The sequence below is a fragment of the Geobacillus sp. C56-T3 genome, from assembly GCF_000092445.1.
In the GTDB taxonomy this organism is placed as follows: Bacteria; Bacillota; Bacilli; order Bacillales; family Anoxybacillaceae; genus Geobacillus; species Geobacillus thermoleovorans.
The window spans coordinates 2,893,937-2,910,706 of record NC_014206.1 but is presented as its reverse complement, the minus strand read 5'-3'; the positions used below and the strand labels follow the sequence as shown (position 1 = coordinate 2,910,706).

Here is a 16,770-nt window from a genome sequence, read left to right as displayed (position 1 = left end):
CTTCTCCTGCGTATGATGGAAGTACAAACAACGTCACAAATTTTGAAAGTTTGGGAGGGGCTTTTCATGAATAAACAAAAGGCGCTGCTGCCGATTACGACGTTCGCCATGATGTTTTCATTCGCCGTGTGGGCCGTGTTTTCGCCGCTTGCGAGTACGTTTCAACAAATGTACGGGCTGACATCGACGCAAAAAAGCATTTTGGTCGCCATTCCCGTTTTGCTCGGTTCGGTGATGCGGTTGCCGCTTGGCATTTGGACGGACCGGATCGGCGGGCGCAGGCTGTTTTCGCTGCTGCTCTTGTTTCTTGTCATTCCGCTTGTTGGCGCAGGGTTTGCAGATTCGTATGCGATGCTTCTGTTTTGGGCGTTTTTCATCGGCATGGCCGGAACGTCGTTCGCCATTTCGGTGACGTTCGTTTCCCGCTTGACTCCGCCGGAAAAGCAAGGGACGGCGCTTGGGATTAACGCGATGGGCAACTTCGGCACGGCGGTTGCTGCGTTTTCCGTTCCATCGATTGCCGCAGCGTTTGGTGTGCCTTGGGCTTTTTGGGGGATGATCATTCCGGTTGTCGTCATGCTCGTTCTCGTTTGGTTTTTCACACCGGATATGCCGAAACCGAAACAACAAAAAACGGTGCGTGAATCGCTGTCGGTATTGAAATATAAACATACGTGGACGTTGTCGCTCTTTTACTTCGTTACGTTCGGGGCGTTTGTCGCTTTCGGCATTTACTTGCCGTCGCTGCTCGTTGACTTGTATGGGTTGACGCCGGTGGATGCTGGGATGCGCGCGGCTGGGTTTACTGTACTCGCTACGCTTGCGCGGCCAGTCGGCGGCTATCTTGGCGATAAAATCGGCGCTGAACGGGTGTTGACGTTCGTCTACGCTGGAATGACAATCGGCGCGTTGGTGATCGCGTTTGGAATGGAAAATATTTGGGTGATGACAGCGGCTTGTTTGTTTGTGGCCGTGATGTCTGGGCTGGGCAACGGTGCGGTGTTCAAACTCGTGCCGCAGCTGTTCCCAGCCGAAACGGGCGCCGTCACCGGCCTTGTCGGCGCCTGGGGCGGACTTGGCGGCTTTTTTCCGCCGATTGTCATGGGGATCATTAAAGATGCAACAGGTTCGTACGTGCTCGGTTTTCTGCTCCTTAGCTTGTTTACCCTTATTTGCTTCTTGCTGAACCGGCTCGTATTTGGCAAAAAAGCCGGCGAACCGGCGAAGCGGTTCGCTTCTTGAATGGAATACCGTATAGAGAGGCTGAAAGCTTGTTCGCTTTTAGCATCTTTTTTTATTTGGGCGTGTTTTTCTGTTATTCAATGTGAGTATGCGTTTCACTATTGTTACATGATTAAAATATATTGCTCATTATTTCACAAATCATTCAAACATGGCTGTCTGTTGGTGATACAAGTCACCAGGGAAGAAGTGAAAATGCCGTACGTTAAAGGTGTAAATCAAATCATCTAAGGGGGGAGAACGATGAAACAAAGGATGTCTTCGTTATTGTCCGTCGCGTTAGCCGCTTCGCTTCTGGCCGCATGCAGCAATGGGGGAGGAGGAGAGGCAAAGGCGGAGAAGAAAAACGGAGCAGCGGCCTCTGCGCAACAGTCTGCCGAAAACGTGTTAGCCGCCCACCAAGGCGTCAACCAAGCGCCAATGCCGTTGAAAATGGAGCGGATCGGCCCGCATGATGTCCGCGTTGAAATGACGGCGCAAGTCACTGACATTGAAATCGACAAAGGGAAAACGTATAAAGCTTGGACGTTCAACGGCCAAGCGCCAGGGCCGCTCGTTGTCGTCAATGAAGGGGATACGATCCATTTTACGCTGAAAAATATGGATCCTGCCATTCCACACAGCATGGATTTTCACGCCGTCCATGCCGCTCCGTCGAAAGACTTTGTTGACGTGATGCCGGGCAAGTCGGGAACGTTCACGTATCCGGCGAACAACCCCGGCGTGTTTATGTACCATTGCGGCACGAAGCCGGTGTTGCAGCATATCGCCAACGGCATGCACGGCGTGATCATTGTCAAGCCGAAAAACGGTTATCCGACCGACAAGGAAGTCGACCGCGAATATGTGCTGATCCAAAACGAGTGGTACAAATATAACGATATGAATGATTTCCAAAACGGGGTGCCAAGCTACGTCGTTTTCTCGACGATACGGCGGTGAAAAGAAACAGAAGTGATTCGCATCACAACCGACAAGAAAAAAAGAGCGTCCGGCGTGCCGAGAACAACGGACGGCCGGGCGCTTTTTTCATCAGTGTCCTGAGACGGCTCGATCCGTTTTGTTGTCCTTGGCGTTTTGCTCACTCAATGCAGCAAATATCCTCCGGACAATCTTCACATTGAATTTCCGCTTTTAAATAGTTCAAATCGTGGACGGTAATTTTTCCACGCTTCATGGAAATGATTCCGTCTTGCTTTAACGCATTGAGCATCCGGTTGACGCTTTCGCGCGTCGTGCCGCAAAAGTTGGCTAAGTCTTGGTTTTTCAATGCGACGTCGATCAAAATGCTTCCATCCTCAAGCGAGACGCCATAACTGTTGCAAAGGCGAATGAGCGTAGAATACAACGCACCTTTTTTTCCGTTCATAATCAAATCGCGGAATTTCGTCTGCGTCCGCCGGACATGCTTGCTGATCCAGCGCATATATTCAAGGGTAAGGGGCGGATTGATCAGCAGCTGCTGTTCCAGTTCCTCTTTGTTTATGACTGCCGCTTCGCCTGGCTCTATTACCTTGGCCGTCAACAAGTAGCGTGCATCGTTCGTAAACAGCGTCAATTCACCAACGATTTCCCCGCTTCCGCAAATGCGGAAGCACATTTCTTTTCCGTCCGGACAAATTTTGCTCACTTGCACTTTGCCGGAAAGAATCAAGTACAGCTCATTGGCCGGCATCCCTTCTTGGAACAAAAAGGAGTGCTTGCGAAGTGGAATCACTTTTTTCGACGATTGCAACAAAGAACGCAAATGGGGAAAATATCCATTCACTGCAGCTTCCATCGATAGCACCTCCATTCATTCAGCTATTTCTATTGTAAAAATCATCACAGCGAGAGAGAGTGAAAAAAATCACCGGTTACTGTTTTTTGTGCGAGGCGTCACAATTTTTTCTAAATTGGTTTTTCCTTTTTCTATGTTACAATGTGAGTAGCATCACAGCATTCTACTGTTTGTTTTCGTATGGTAAAAGGGAGACGGAACAGAGAGAGGTTCGTCGATGGAAGAGTTTTGGTCACCGGTATGGTTATCGATAAACGTATCGCTTCTCGCCGGCCTGATCGTCGCAATCCTTGGAACAGCGGCAGCAAGGTGGATGGCGCGCCGTCGGTTCCGCGGGAAGACGGCGATGGAGACGGTGTTTATGCTGCCGTTGGTGCTGCCGCCGTCGGTTGTCGGTTTTTTGCTTGTTGTGCTGTTTGGGCGGCATAGCCCAATCGGACAGTTGATGGAAACGTGGTTTCACACAACGGTGCTGTTTACACCCGGCGCGGCGGTGATGGCGGCGGTTGTTGTGTCGTTTCCGCTCATGTACCAGGCGGCCAAAGCGGGTCTGGAAGCCGTTGATCCAACCATTGAAGGAGCGGCGCGCATCGACGGGGCGAATGAGCGCCAAGTGTTTTGGCATATTTCGCTGCCGCTCGCTAGAAACGCCTTGTTGTCCGGGGCGGTGCTGTCGTTCGCCCGTAGCCTCGGGGAGTTTGGCGCGACGTTGATGTTTGCCGGGAATATTCCGGGAAAAACGCAAACGATCCCCACCGCTGTCTATATGGCGATGGAGTCGGGGCGGATGGAGTTGGCGTGGGCATGGGTGGCGGTCACCATTGGATTGTCGTTTAGTTTATTGTCCTGTGCGGCGAAACTAGGCCGTTGGCAGCGATAAGGAGCAGGCCGTTTAACATCACGCGGCCCATGAAAGGGAAAGGAGGGAGCGACATGGAAGAGCGCGACCGGGTGAAGATCACCGACCGCCTCGCCCGCCCGCTTCGCGATTTGCGGTTGTCGGTCACCGACCAATGCAATTTTCGCTGCGTCTATTGCATGCCTGCTGAGGTGTTCGGGCCGAATTTTCGCTTTTTGGCGGAAGACCAACTGTTGACGGTTGAGGAAATGGCGCTTTTAGCGGAATGTTTCGTCGAGCTTGGCGTTGAAAAAATCCGCCTGACTGGCGGCGAGCCGCTGCTTCGACGCGACCTCGATGCGCTCATTGAGCGGCTGTCCGCGCTCCCTGGCCTGCGCGATATTGGATTGACGACCAACGGCGTCCATTTAGTGAAATGGGCGAAACGGTTGAAAGCAGCCGGGTTGAAACGCGTCAACGTCAGCCTCGATGCGTTGGACGATGACATTTTCCGCAAAATGAACGGCATCGGCGTCGGCGCCGCCCCGGTGTTGAAAGGCATTGAAGCCGCCCTGGCGGCGGGGCTCGGAGTCAAAGTGAACATGGTCGTCAAAAAAGGATGGAACGACTCACAAATCGTGCCGATGGCGGCTTACTTTAAAGACTTGGGCATCCCGCTCCGCTTGATTGAATTTATGGATGTCGGCACGACCAACGGCTGGGATTACTCCCATGTCGTGACGAAAAAAGAGATGTATGAGCAAATCAACGCGATGCATCCGCTCGAGCCGGTCGAGAAAGAGTATTTCGGCGAGGTGGCGAGCCGCTACCGGTACGCGGGCACGAACGTCGAAGTCGGCTTTATCGCTTCAGTGACGGAAACGTTTTGCCAAAGCTGCACGAGGGCGCGCATTTCCGCAGACGGAAAGCTGTATACGTGTTTATTTGCCTCGAAAGGCGTGTCGTTGAAAGACAAACTGCGCGCCGGCGAGGGGAAAGAGGAGATCAAGGCCTTGATCACAACGGTCTGGAACCGACGGACAGACCGCTATTCGGAAGAACGGACGGCAGAGACAGCGAAACAGCGCCCGAAAATTGAAATGTCGTATATTGGGGGATGAAGAAAAACGGGAGCGCTCTTTCCATAGAAGAAGCGATCCCGTTTTTGGTTTATGTTTTCGGAAGTGCGAATCGGCGTCTTTCTTCCTTTAATTCTTCACCGCCGCCAACACGCGCGGGAAGAGGATGTTGTTTTCCAAATGGATGTGGGTGAACAAATCGTCTTCAAGCGCGGCCAGCCGGTTGTAGACGAGCCGGTACGTGCCGCATGCGTCTTCCGGCGGGGTGAAGTCGTTTGTGATTTCACGAATTTCTTTAATCAAATCGCCGGCTGCGTCATGTTCATTGACCAGTTCGCGAACGGCCCGCTCGACCGCCTCCCGGTTTTCCGGCGACGGGTTGTCGGCAAATTGCAAAATGAGCGGGAACGCTCCCGTTTCCTCTTTAATGAGATGCTGCTCGAGTTCTGTTTTTAACTCATGAAACAGTTTATGCACGCGGGAAAGATGCGGATGGTGCATGCCGTGCACGCGCAACACTTTCGTGACATACGGGCTGAGCTGCGGCAGTTCCTCGTTCAAATAGCGGTGGTGCGTGTTGATGATATGCTCGATCAAGTCGGCTAGCGGCGCTTCACTCCAGTTTCCGGACGGCTTGTTTTGCGCCTCCGCGTAAAGGGTGTTCAGCTCGCGAAGGAGCGCTTCGCCATCCAACCCGCGCTCTTCGATGGCTTCTTTTAATGGACGCTGTCCGCCGCAGCAAAAATCAATGCGATGCGCTTTCAACAAATCCGCTGCTTTCGGAAAGACCGTAACAATATCACCAATCAACGATTGTTCGGTAAACCGCTGTTCCATTTCGGATCCCTCCATCACCAAATCGTTACAGCTTCAGCATACCTTGTTTTCCATGTCAACGTTGTGATGCATCTCACACAAGCAAAAAAAGCGGACAACAAGGGAATGTGATCAACATCACAACGTTGTTTCTCTTCTTTCCTGTACAATAAAACAGACGAAATCAGCTGATCGATCGAGTCGAAAATCGGGCTCAAGACGTGCTAAACTATATTCAAGAACAATGCCGCTATGCGGATGAAGTGATGCAAGAGCTCGAACAGTCTGCCGCTTTGTTTGGCGAAACGCGGGAGATGATTTTGCGGCATATTGCCGATGCTCGTGTTGTGGAGGAAAAGTTGGCGGACGGCATAAAACGGCTGCAACAATGGCAACAACGTTGAAAGAACGATATGGTTGCCGCCAGCCGTATGATCGAAAGGAGAGAGAGAGATGATCGAAAGACGAACCCCGATTCCTGTAGCGGAAGCGATCGATCGGGTGATGCGTTATGCCGGAGTGGGAGAAGAGGAAACGGTGCCGCTTCGCCAGTCGTATGGCCGCTATTTGGCCGAAGATTTGCGTGCTGACCATGACGTGCCGCCGTTTGACCGCTCGCCGTATGACGGATTTGCCATTCGCGCCGCCGACTCGGAAGGAGCGGGACTTGACCATCCGGTCGAGTTTGAAGTCATTGAAACGATCGGCGCCGGGCAAGTGGCGAAGCAGCCCGTCGGCCCGTTTCAAGCGGTGCGCTTGATGACCGGGGCGCAAATTCCGGAAGGATGCGATGCGGTCGTCATGCTCGAGCTCGCTAAACAGTACGAGCGGGATGGAAAAACGTATATGGCCATTAAACGCCCGTTCCGCCCTGGCGACAACATTTCGTTTCAAGGGGAAGATGCGAAAAAAGGGCAGCCGCTTGTCGAAAAAGGAACGCGCATCAATCCCGGGGTGGCAGCGCTCTTGGCGACGTTCGGCTACGCCGAAGTGAAGGTGGCGAAAAAGCCGCGGATTGGCATTTTTGCGACTGGAAGCGAACTGCTCGACGTCTCGGAACCGCTTGTGCCGGGAAAAATCCGCAACAGCAACGCCTACATGATCGAGGCGCAGGTGTTCAAAAGCGGCGCCGAGCCGATTTATTTGGGCCAGCTCGCCGACGACCTCGATGCGTGTTTTCACGCTGTGCGCCAGGCGCTCGATCAAGTGGACATGCTCATTACGACCGGCGGCGTCTCGGTTGGGGATTTCGATTATTTGCCCGCCATTTACAAGCGGCTCGGAGCGAACGTGTTGTTTAACAAAATCGCCATGCGCCCGGGGAGCGTGACGACCGTCGCCGAGATTGATGGCAAGCTGCTGTTCGGTCTATCCGGAAACCCGTCGGCGTGCTACGTCGGGTATGAGCTGTTCGTCCGCCCGGTCGTGCGCACGCGGCTGTTTTCGGCCAAGCCGTATTTGAAAAAAGCGAAAGCCACCCTTGGCGCCGATTTTCCGAAGCCGAACCCGTTCATCCGCTTCGTGCGCAGCCGGGTCGAGGCGGTTGACGGTCGGCTTGTCGTGAAGCCGGTCGGCATGGACAAGTCGAACATCGTCACCTCGCTTGCCTTTGCGAACGCCTTGATGGTGCTGCCGGGCGGAACGAGAGGGTTTGCGGTTGGCGATGAGGTCGAAGTGTGGCTTCTTGATGACGATGAGGGGTCAAGCGAATGAACGTCTGGCAAGTCGTCGGATATAAACATAGCGGCAAAACGACGCTTATGGAAAAATGGGTGGCGGCCGCGGTCCGGGAAGGATGGCGCGTCGGGACGGTGAAGCACCACGGCCATGGCGGCGAGCCCGCGCGGCCGGAGGGCGTCGATTCCGTCCGCCATGAGCGGGCCGGGGCGGTGGCAACGGCGGTGGAAGGGGACGGGCTTTTGCAGCTTCATCTCCGCCGCCCGTTGTGGCGGTTGGATGATGTGTTGGCGCTCTATGCGCCGCTTCGGCTCGATTTTGTGTTGGTGGAGGGCTACAAACAAGAGCGGCACCCGAAAGTCGTGCTCGTCCGCACTTGGGAAGATTGGGCGTCGCTTCAGCACCTCGCCAATATCCGCGCCGTCATCGCCTGGGAGCCGCTCGAAGGGCTGCTAGCGCACCCGGTGTTTTCGCTGGCCGATGATGACGAATATATTCCATGGCTCATGAACGAGGTGAGAACACGAACATGACAGAACCGTTGTTTGCCATTACCGACCGGCCGATTTCGGTCGAGGATGTGATGAAAAAAGTGATGCGTCCGGAAGCGGGGGCGGTCGCTGTCTTTGCCGGCACGGTGCGCGAATGGACAAACGGCAAGCGGACGCTCTTTTTGCAATATGAGGCGTACGTGTCGATGGCCGAGAAAATGCTCGCGCAAATCGGAGCGGAAATCGCCGAGAAATGGCCAGGGGTGAAAACCGCCATCACCCACCGGATCGGGCGCCTTGAGATCGGCGACATCGCCGTCGTCATCGCTGTTTCCTCGCCGCACCGCGCCGAAGCGTATGAGGCGAACCGCTATGCCATTGAGCGGATCAAGCAAATCGTGCCGATTTGGAAAAAAGAGCAATGGGAGGACGGAAGCGCCTGGGTGGGCGACCAGCTTGAAACAACGGCGTATCCGTCCGGAAAACCGGAGGTGAAAGAGGAATGATCCGTCTATTGTTTTTCGCCCATTTGGGCGAGCAAATCGGCGAGCGGGAAGTGATGTGGCCGAATGTTCCGGAAACGGTGAAAAAACTGAAAGCCGAAGTGGAAGAGCGCTACGGCATCTCGCTCGGGCGCGTCATGACAGCGGTCAACGAGGAGTATGTCCGCGACGAAGCGTCGCTTCACGCCGGCGACACGGTCGCCTTTATTCCACCGGTAAGCGGAGGATGAGACGGATGGCGAACAAAAGCAAATGGGTGATGCCAAAACAACACGGCGCCTGGGCGATGCTCATCATCCCGTTTTGGCTCGGGGCGTACGCCGGTGGGCTTTCGTGGATTCACGCGCCGCTCTTTGTCGCCTGGGTCGCGCTCTATTTGGCGACGTATCCGCTCTTGATGGCGGTGAAAACGAAGCGGAACGAGCCGTACGTGCCCGCCGCCGCCCGTTATGGCGCCATCGCCGCGCCGGCCCTGGCCGTTTCCCTTTGGCAGCGGCCGACCCTTGTTCTCTTCGGATTGGCGATGATCCCGTTTTTCCTAGTAAACACCTACTACAGCAAGAAAAAGAATGAGCGCGCCTTTTGGAATGATGCAGCGGCCATCGCGGCGTTTTGCATCGGCGGCCTCGCCGCCTTTTACGCCGGACGCGGGGCGTTGACGATCGAAGCGTTTGAACTCGCCCTGTTTTCCTTCCTCTTTTTCATCGGCAGCACGTTTTACGTCAAAACGATGATTCGGGAAAAGAAAAACGAGCGGTACAAATGGCTGTCATGGGGCTACCACGCCTTGTTGATCGTCGGCCTCATCGCCATCGGCGAGCCGTTCGCCGTTTTGGCCTATGCCCCGAGCGTCACCCGCGCCGTCTATTTATACGGCAAGTCGCTGCCGATCATGAAACTCGGCATGCTGGAAATCGCCAACGCGGCGTACTTTTTCATCGCGATGATCGTGCTTTACTCTTGAACGAACCCCAAACGGGAGGCATCCATGACCGTTTGGGGTTTTCTTTTGGTTAGGCGGTATTGCTTTTTCATTGCACAAGCATGATGTGAAATGGGCATGAATTCCTTGTAACGGTTTTGCAAAGGGTCGTTTCAAAAGCCTACCTCTTCTTCTATGCTCATTCTCAAATAAATAAAAATTAGAACATGTCGATCCACTTCAAGTAGACATTCGCCAAGTGTTCGACTTCCCAGTGGTTCGCATGGAAGTCACTCAACATGAGTGGGAAATCAATCGTTTTCAATTCTAGCAATCCTAGTGGTATCGAAAGCCCTTACGAGACTTCCTTAATGTTGATTTCACCGCTAACATTATGGCCAGGATCTCGTCAGTGCTTTCTCTTTTTTGTCACTAAATCACAAAATTTGGTGATGAGCCAAAAAACAACTCGATAAAGCTTAAAAATCTTACTTTATGTGACAAAAAACAAACAATTCAACTTTTTATTGACAATTTTAGTAAAGGCGAAATATAATCTAATTGTAAAATAAAGGTTAAAAAAAGGGGGTGCGAATAGTTGCCGTCAAAATGTTTCGCGCTTAGAGATAGTGGGCAGATCGCGTTGCTTGGCTGCTTTTGGAGGACATAATTTTTGTAATTGGAGAGAGGTTATAATGATAAAAGATCTTCTCAAATCAATCCTTTCTTTTTCGTTAGTTTTCGGTCTGTTGCTGGGTGGCAGTATCATCGCTTCTGCCGAAGAAGGGACTTCAAATGCAGGATGTTCACTCAGTAGCAAGACGAATGTGACAGTAAATGGGTTTTTAGATAGAGCGAAAGAATCGAGTGTGGTCGTATCTCAAAGCGGGAACAAGGTGGTTGAAATAACAGACCTAGAATTTCTTAAAAGATTAGAAACTTCTGTTCCTGGACCAAAAGGGAAAAAACTAGTTGGGGTTTCAATCGCATACACTCAAGCACAAGAGTCATCCCTTCCAGGGGATCGTCCTGTGGTGACTCCACAATTAGGAACGGGTTATTATCTAAAAAACATTACTACTAGTGAAGCATGTGGAACAGAAATAATAAGACAATCTACTTTTAAAGGACCATCAACAGCTACCATGTCTATAAAACAAGGGGTTTCTGCCACATGGTCATCGAACACAAATATAAGCGCTGAAACAGTTTCGGCAGCGTTGGGATTTAACGTAACAAAATCTTATGAAGTTACAGACACTTATCAAATTCAAGTTCCAGCAGGAAAAACCTATACCATAATAGCTAGACCGTATTACAAAGTTTATAACTTTGAAGTTTGGTACGACCCACTTATTGGATGGGATTCTAAAGTAGGGTATGGATATGCTGCTAAGCCTGTAGGGGTATGTTTTTATTACTATGAGTAATGTTCTGTGTTCCGTTATTTATAGAAATATTGAAGCAAGTTTCCCGATGGAACTTGCTTCTGTTTTTTGTGTTTCGTTTAAGCATAACGGATAGTTAAAAAGGGGGATGCAAAATGAATATTTTAAAAAGTCCAAACAAAATGAAGTTTGTTTCACTCGTTCTTTCTCTCATCGGATTGTGGTTGATGTTAAATAGTCCTGAATTAGGGAGTCGTTTTGCTTCATCCTGGGTTCGATCCATGGGGGGATCTGTGGATTCTCAAGAATATTTGCAAATGTTAAAAGAATATATAAGCACTTATAAAACGCTAGGGGGGATTTTTTTGTTTGTGGGCTTGTTTTCTTTTCTTAACGATCATCATCAGTAAACATCGTATTTGCCTACAGGGCAGCGAGAGGTGTGTATTTGCGCATTTTTTGTTATCTTTTTTAATGGAGACGATGGCCGTCTGAGTTGGATGGATCGCGATATAGTGAAGTAAGGTGCGGTGTGAATGATTGCTCCGAAAAGAGCAAAAGGGGCTGACTCAAAAGCCCCCTTTTTGGTGAAATTTAACCGAAGTATGTGAAAGAGACCACCTCTGAAACCCTTGGTTTTACCGGGTTTTTCGTGGTGGCCTGTTTTTCCATGTCGCCCTAAATAGGAACATTACCGCTCTTTTGGGTCAGCTCCTTTTTTTGCCGCACCCGCCCGTCAGTCAATGCGGCACAGCTCGGGCGGGCAGCCTTCGCAGGAGATTTCGTCGCGCAAATATTGCAAGTTGTGGACGCGAATTTTTCCTTTTTGCACGGAGATGACGCCTTTTTTCCGCAAATCGCCGAGCATGCGGTTGACGACTTCGCGGGCGGTGCCGCAAAAGTTGGCGAGCTCTTGGTTCGTCAGCGGCACGTCGATCAAAATGCCGTCTTCTTTCATCACGCCGTAGCTGTTACATAAACGGATGAGCGTCGAATAGAGCGCTCCTTTTTTGCCGTGTAAAATCAAGTCGCGGAATTTCGTCTGCGTTTTGCGGAAATGGACGCTCATCCATTTCATGAGCTCGATCGCCAGCGTCGGATGATTGGCGAGCTCTTGTTCGAGCCTTTCGCGCGGAATGGCGGAAACGACGCCGTCTTCAAGCACTTTCGCCGTCAGCATGTAGCGGGCCCCAGGGCAAAACAGCGTCAGCTCGCCGATCAAATCGCCCTCGCTGCAAATGCGCAGCGCGAGCTCCCGTCCGTCCATATCCATTTTGCTGATTTGGATTTTCCCCGATTGGATATAGTAAATATCGTCTGCTTTTTCCCCTTCTTGAAACAAGTACGTTCCCTTCTCAAGGCGAAGATCGCGCCCAAGCGGTGTAAGCCACTTCTGCCATTCACGAGATTCAATCTCGTTCATCCGATCACAACCTTACGTAAAATGTATCGCTATATAAAAGTGTACAGGAAAAAAGAGGGAAGTCAATATAAGGATAGTGGAAAGATTGAAAACTTGTTGAACATCGATGGAATCGTTTGTGAAAGTCTTTGCATCCCGAGAACATGAGGGCGATGGAGTCAAGGATGCACCTTGGCTGCCGGGACAAATCGGTATTCGTTTCCCATAGACGGAGGGAGGGGCAAGAAAAAAATCCTCGAAAATTATTAAATATACATTTGATTTTATTTTTATACAGTATTATAATGAGAACTACATGAGGCATACGGGTGAGGGGGAACATGATGAACGTAGCCATTATCGGGGCGACGGGGTACAGCGGAGCGGAGTTGTTCCGCTTGTTGCACGGGCATCCGCATGTGAGCCGTTGCGACGTTTTCTCGTCGTCGCAGGACGGGGTTCATGTATCGGAAAGTTTCCCGCACGTCGGTTCGGTCGATGGTGCGGTGTTGCATAAACTTGAAATCGAGGCGCTTTCCCGTTACGATGCGGTCTTTTTCGCCACGCCGCCCGGGGTGTCCGGGGAGTGGGCGCCGGCGCTCGTGGATCGGGGAGTGAAAGTGATCGATTTATCGGGCGATTTCCGTTTGAAAGACGGAGCGGTGTACGAACAATGGTACGGGCGGCAGACGGCGCCGGCGGAATATTTGCAAAAGGCGGTGTACGGGCTGACCGAGTGGAATCGGGAGGCGGTGCGCGAGGCCGTGCTCCTATCCAACCCGGGCTGTTATCCGACGGCGACGCTGCTTGGCTTGGCGCCGCTTGTCAAAGAAGGATTGATTAAGGAAGACTCGATCATCGTTGACGCCAAGTCCGGCGTATCGGGCGCGGGGCGGAAAGCAGGGCTTGGGACGCATTTTTCCGAAGTGAACGAAAACGTGAAAATTTATAAAGTGAACGTCCATCAGCACATTCCGGAAATTGAGCAAACGCTGCAAACGTGGAATGAAGCGATGGAGCCGATTACGTTCAGCACTCATTTGATTCCGATGACACGGGGCATTATGGCGACGATCTATGCGAAGGCGAAACAATCGATTTCGCCAAACGACTTGGTAGATTTATATAAAACAAGTTATGAAGGTTCACCGTTTGTCCGCATCCGTCAACTTGGACAGTTTCCAGCGACAAAAGAAGTGTGCGGCTCAAATTATTGCGACATCGGCCTCGCCTATGATGAACGGACGGGACGGGTAACGGTCGTGTCGGTGATCGATAACTTGATGAAAGGCGCTGCCGGGCAGGCGGTGCAAAACTTCAATTTGATGATGGGGTGGGATGAGGCCGAGGGCCTCCAATCCTTGCCGATCTATCCGTGAGGGAAGGGGAACGAACAATGACAGCGACGAAACAAACGGCGCAAGTAACGGCGGTCGCCGATGGAACGGTCGTCACGCCGAAAGGATTTCAAGCGGCTGGGGTGCACGCCGGGCTGCGCTATTCGAAAAAAGATTTAGGGGTTATTCTATGCGACGTGCCGGCTTCGGCGGCGGCGGTGTATACGCAAAGCCATTTCCAGGCGGCGCCGCTCAAAGTGACGCAGGCGAGCCTCGCTGTAGAACAAAAATTGCAGGCGGTCATCGTCAACAGCGCATGCGCGAACGCCTGCACCGGCGAGCAGGGGCTCAAGGACGCCTATGAAATGCGCGAGCTGTGCGCGAAACAGTTTGGCCTGGCGCTGCACCATGTGGCTGTCGCTTCAACGGGCGTGATCGGGGAATATTTGCCGATGGAAAAAATTCGCGCGGGCATCGAAAAGCTTGTTCCAGGGGCGACGATGGCGGATGCTGAGGCGTTTCAAACGGCGATTTTAACGACGGATACGGTGATGAAGCGCGCCTGTTACCAAACGACCGTCGATGGGAAAACGGTCACCGTCGGCGGGGCGGCGAAAGGATCGGGGATGATCCATCCGAACATGGCGACGATGCTCGCGTTCATTACGACCGATGCCAACATCTCTTCGGCGGTGCTGCATGATGCGCTCCGGTCGATTACCGATGTATCGTTCAATCAAATTACCGTCGATGGCGATACGTCGACGAATGACATGGTTGTGGTGATGGCAAGCGGTCTTGCCGGAAATGACGAGCTGACGCCGAATCATCCGGATTGGGAACACTTTTACGAGGCGCTGCGGAAAACGTGCGAAGACTTGGCGAAGCAAATCGCCAGAGACGGCGAGGGGGCGACCAAGCTCATTGAAGTGCGCGTGCGCGGCGCGAAAACGGACGATGAGGCGAAAAAAGTCGCGAAGCAAATCGTTGGCTCCAACTTAGTGAAAACGGCCGTTTACGGCGCGGATGCCAACTGGGGGCGGATCATCGGCGCGATCGGCTATGCGGACGCTGACGTTGATCCGGACAATGTTGATGTCGCGATCGGGCCGATTGTGATGCTGAAAGGAAGCGAGCCGCAGCCGTTCTCGGAAGAAGAAGCGACGGCGTATTTGCAACAAGAGACGGTCGTCATTGAGGTGGATTTGCACTTGGGCGATGGCTTCGGCGTCGCGTGGGGCTGCGACTTGACGTACGATTATGTGAAAATCAACGCCAGCTATCGGACGTAAGGAGAGAGAACGATGGGGAAAACGGTCGTCATCAAATGCGGCGGCAGCGTGCTCGATGAGCTGTCTCCCGCCTTTTTTGCCAGCGTCAGAACGATTCGGGAACAAGGGATGGAGGTCGTCATCGTCCACGGCGGCGGGCCGGAAATCGGGCAAATGTTGAAAAAACTGGCGGTGCCGAGCGAGTTTGTCAACGGCTTGCGGAAAACGACGAAAGAGGTGCTGGCCGTTGTGGAAATGGTGCTCTCCGGCAAAGTGAACAAACAGCTTGTGGCGATGCTCAGGCAGAACGGCTTGCCGGCGGTCGGCGTTTCCGGCGTGGACGGGGGGCTGCTCGAAGCTGAACCGATTGACTTTGCTAAACTTGGCTATGTCGGCCGTGTGAAAACGGTTCGCTCCCGTCTTTTGCGCACGCTGCTTGAGGCGGGCTACATTCCGGTCGTTTCGCCGCTTGGCATCGACCAAAACGGGCAAACATACAACATTAACGCCGACACGGCGGCTGGGGCGGTCGCGGCCGCCATTGGCGCCAGCCAGCTCGCGTTTGTGACGAACGTGCCCGGCATTTTGCGAGACGGCGCGCTCGTGGCCGAGGCGACGGCGGAAACGATTGAACGACTGATCGAAGACGGCGTCATCACGGGCGGGATGATTCCGAAAGTGAAAGCGGCGCTGTCCGCCCTGTCCGATACGCTGCCCGAGGTGATGATCGTCAGCGGCAAAACGACGTTTTACCAGAACGGAACATGGCACGGCACAACGATTCGCAAAGAAGTGGGGGTATATTTATGAGCGCGCTGTTTCCGACATACAACCGTTGGAAGATCGCCGTCCAAGCCGCGGAAGGGACGGTTGTGACCGATGTAAACGGAAAACAATATCTCGACTTTGTCTCCGGCATTGCCGTCTGCAATCTCGGCCATCGCCATCCGCACGTCCAAAAGGCGATTGAAAAGCAGCTGAATCAATATTGGCACGTATCGAACTTGTTTACGATTCCCATTCAAGAAGAGGTCGCGTCCTTGCTTGTCGCCCACAGCGCCGGCGACTGCGTCTTTTTCTGCAATAGCGGAGCCGAGGCGAACGAAGCGGCGCTGAAGCTGGCGCGCAAACATACCGGACGACACAAAGTGATCACGTTTTCCCAATCGTTTCACGGCCGGACGTTCGCGACCATGGCCGCGACCGGGCAGGAGAAAGTGCATAGCGGTTTTGGTCCGCTGCTTCCGGAATTCATTCACTTGCCGCTGAATGATGTCGACGCTCTCAAGCAGGCAATGAACGAAGAAGTGGCCGCGGTGATGCTTGAGGTCGTCCAAGGGGAAGGGGGCGTCCGCCCGGTTGACCCGGCGTTTTTGCAAATAGCGTCGGAGCTGTGTCAACAGCACGGGGCGCTTCTGATCATCGACGAAGTGCAAACCGGCATCGGCCGGACCGGAAAGCCGTTTGCTTACCAGCATTTCGGCGTGGAGCCCGACATCATCACCGTGGCGAAAGGACTTGGAAGCGGCATTCCGGTTGGTGCGATGATCGGCAAAGCGTTTTTGAAAGAGTCGTTTGGGCCTGGCGTGCACGGGTCGACGTTTGGCGGCAACCCGATCGCGATGGCCGCTGCCAAGGCGACGTTAGAAGTGGTGTTCGATCCGGTATTTTTGCAAGAAGTGCAGGAGAAAGGCCGCTATTTGCTTGAGCGCCTCCATGACGCGCTCGCCCCGCTTGACATCGTCAAGGACGTGCGCGGGCTCGGGCTGCTTGTCGGGGTCGAGTGCCAAACGGACGTCGCGCCGCTGTTGCCATTGATTCATGAAAACGGCTTGCTTGTCCTCTCGGCGGGGCCGAAGGTGATCCGCCTGCTGCCGCCGCTTGTGGTGACGAAAGCGGAAATCGATGAAGCGGTGGACATTTTAACAAACGTGTTGAACAACGCCAACGCCTCAGCCGTCTTGTAAACGGACGGCCGACGGCTTAATTTTTATTCCTGTTCATGCATAAAAATTCTTGAACGG

18 protein-coding genes and 1 pseudogene are annotated in these 16,770 nt (G+C 52.9%); 16 read left to right on the top strand and 3 right to left on the bottom strand.

Features of this window, described 5'->3' with window-relative positions; genetic code table 11:
- The first annotated feature begins 66 nt into the window (after positions 1–66).
- Together GC56T3_RS14355 and GC56T3_RS14350 are read left to right on the top strand one after the other, a co-directional pair.
- Entirely contained in the window at positions 67–1,242 is a 1,176-nt protein-coding gene (locus tag GC56T3_RS14355) for a nitrate/nitrite transporter (RefSeq protein WP_013146103.1), read from the top strand.
- 243 nt (positions 1,243–1,485) lie between these two features.
- A pseudogene (locus tag GC56T3_RS14350) lies at positions 1,486–2,172 on the top strand (multicopper oxidase domain-containing protein); the annotation flags it as partial.
- Between the two features lie 151 nt (positions 2,173–2,323).
- Here the strand turns inward: GC56T3_RS14350 and GC56T3_RS14345 are convergent.
- Positions 2,324–3,022: a Crp/Fnr family transcriptional regulator gene (locus GC56T3_RS14345; protein WP_013146101.1), complete on the bottom strand. Its 699-nt coding sequence runs from the start codon at positions 3,020–3,022 to the stop codon at positions 2,324–2,326.
- A 217-nt stretch (positions 3,023–3,239) separates the two neighbouring features.
- Between GC56T3_RS14345 and modB the strand changes: the two genes are divergently transcribed.
- Together modB and moaA are read left to right on the top strand one after the other, a co-directional pair.
- Positions 3,240–3,902, top strand: a complete 663-nt coding sequence (gene modB / locus GC56T3_RS14340) for a molybdate ABC transporter permease subunit (protein ID WP_013146100.1) — start codon at positions 3,240–3,242, stop codon at positions 3,900–3,902.
- A gap of 53 nt (positions 3,903–3,955) precedes the next feature.
- Positions 3,956–4,981: a GTP 3',8-cyclase MoaA gene (moaA, locus tag GC56T3_RS14335; RefSeq protein WP_013146099.1), complete on the top strand. Its 1,026-nt coding sequence runs from the start codon at positions 3,956–3,958 to the stop codon at positions 4,979–4,981.
- An 87-nt stretch (positions 4,982–5,068) separates the two neighbouring features.
- On the opposite strand, the gene ric is transcribed toward moaA, so the two are convergent.
- A complete protein-coding gene (gene ric, locus GC56T3_RS14330; protein WP_013146098.1) occupies positions 5,069–5,776 on the bottom strand; it encodes an iron-sulfur cluster repair di-iron protein in 708 nt (235 codons plus the stop codon).
- A 200-nt stretch (positions 5,777–5,976) separates the two neighbouring features.
- On the opposite strand from ric, the gene GC56T3_RS14325 reads away from it, so the two are divergent.
- The 8 genes from GC56T3_RS14325 to GC56T3_RS14295 all read left to right on the top strand — a co-directional run bounded on the left by GC56T3_RS14325 (position 5,977) and on the right by GC56T3_RS14295 (position 11,146).
- The gene (locus GC56T3_RS14325; RefSeq protein ID WP_041468527.1) at positions 5,977–6,159 is read left to right on the top strand and encodes a hypothetical protein; all 183 of its coding nucleotides are present in this window, start codon (positions 5,977–5,979) and stop codon (positions 6,157–6,159) included.
- A gap of 49 nt (positions 6,160–6,208) precedes the next feature.
- Entirely contained in the window at positions 6,209–7,468 is a 1,260-nt protein-coding gene (gene glp, locus GC56T3_RS14320; protein WP_013146097.1) for a gephyrin-like molybdotransferase Glp, read from the top strand.
- A complete protein-coding gene (mobB, locus tag GC56T3_RS14315) occupies positions 7,465–7,965 on the top strand; it encodes a molybdopterin-guanine dinucleotide biosynthesis protein B (RefSeq protein WP_013146096.1) in 501 nt (166 codons plus the stop codon). Before glp ends, mobB begins: the two co-directional genes overlap by 4 nt.
- Entirely contained in the window at positions 7,962–8,429 is a 468-nt protein-coding gene (locus tag GC56T3_RS14310) for a molybdenum cofactor biosynthesis protein MoaE (protein WP_013146095.1), read from the top strand. The genes mobB and GC56T3_RS14310 overlap by 4 nt, the downstream gene beginning before the upstream one ends.
- Entirely contained in the window at positions 8,426–8,656 is a 231-nt protein-coding gene (moaD, locus tag GC56T3_RS14305; protein WP_013146094.1) for a molybdopterin converting factor subunit 1, read from the top strand. The genes GC56T3_RS14310 and moaD overlap by 4 nt, the downstream gene beginning before the upstream one ends.
- Positions 8,657–8,661: 5 nt before the next feature.
- Positions 8,662–9,390, top strand: a complete 729-nt coding sequence (locus tag GC56T3_RS14300) for a YwiC-like family protein (RefSeq protein ID WP_013146093.1) — start codon at positions 8,662–8,664, stop codon at positions 9,388–9,390.
- Between the two features lie 653 nt (positions 9,391–10,043).
- On the top strand, positions 10,044–10,778 hold the full coding sequence (locus tag GC56T3_RS18880) for a DUF6426 family protein (RefSeq protein WP_013146092.1): 735 nt from the start codon (positions 10,044–10,046) through the stop codon (positions 10,776–10,778).
- A gap of 113 nt (positions 10,779–10,891) precedes the next feature.
- Positions 10,892–11,146 carry a hypothetical protein gene (locus tag GC56T3_RS14295; protein WP_013146091.1) on the top strand — a complete coding sequence of 85 codons (255 nt, stop codon included), beginning with the start codon at positions 10,892–10,894 and terminating at the stop codon, positions 11,144–11,146.
- A 326-nt stretch (positions 11,147–11,472) separates the two neighbouring features.
- On the opposite strand, the gene GC56T3_RS14290 is transcribed toward GC56T3_RS14295, so the two are convergent.
- Positions 11,473–12,159: a Crp/Fnr family transcriptional regulator gene (locus GC56T3_RS14290; RefSeq protein WP_013146090.1), complete on the bottom strand. Its 687-nt coding sequence runs from the start codon at positions 12,157–12,159 to the stop codon at positions 11,473–11,475.
- A gap of 323 nt (positions 12,160–12,482) precedes the next feature.
- On the opposite strand from GC56T3_RS14290, the gene argC reads away from it, so the two are divergent.
- Genes argC through GC56T3_RS14270 form a run of 4 tightly spaced genes read left to right on the top strand, consistent with a single transcriptional unit; the run spans position 12,483 to position 16,713 of the window.
- Positions 12,483–13,517 (top strand): N-acetyl-gamma-glutamyl-phosphate reductase, encoded by a 1,035-nt coding sequence (gene argC, locus GC56T3_RS14285; protein WP_013146089.1) that lies wholly within the window; start codon positions 12,483–12,485, stop codon positions 13,515–13,517.
- A gap of 17 nt (positions 13,518–13,534) precedes the next feature.
- Positions 13,535–14,767, top strand: a complete 1,233-nt coding sequence (gene argJ, locus GC56T3_RS14280; protein ID WP_013146088.1) for a bifunctional ornithine acetyltransferase/N-acetylglutamate synthase — start codon at positions 13,535–13,537, stop codon at positions 14,765–14,767.
- Between the two features lie 12 nt (positions 14,768–14,779).
- Positions 14,780–15,556: an acetylglutamate kinase gene (gene argB / locus GC56T3_RS14275; protein ID WP_013146087.1), complete on the top strand. Its 777-nt coding sequence runs from the start codon at positions 14,780–14,782 to the stop codon at positions 15,554–15,556.
- Positions 15,553–16,713 (top strand): acetylornithine transaminase, encoded by a 1,161-nt coding sequence (locus tag GC56T3_RS14270; RefSeq protein WP_013146086.1) that lies wholly within the window; start codon positions 15,553–15,555, stop codon positions 16,711–16,713. Before argB ends, GC56T3_RS14270 begins: the two co-directional genes overlap by 4 nt.
- Positions 16,714–16,770 lie beyond the last annotated feature (57 nt).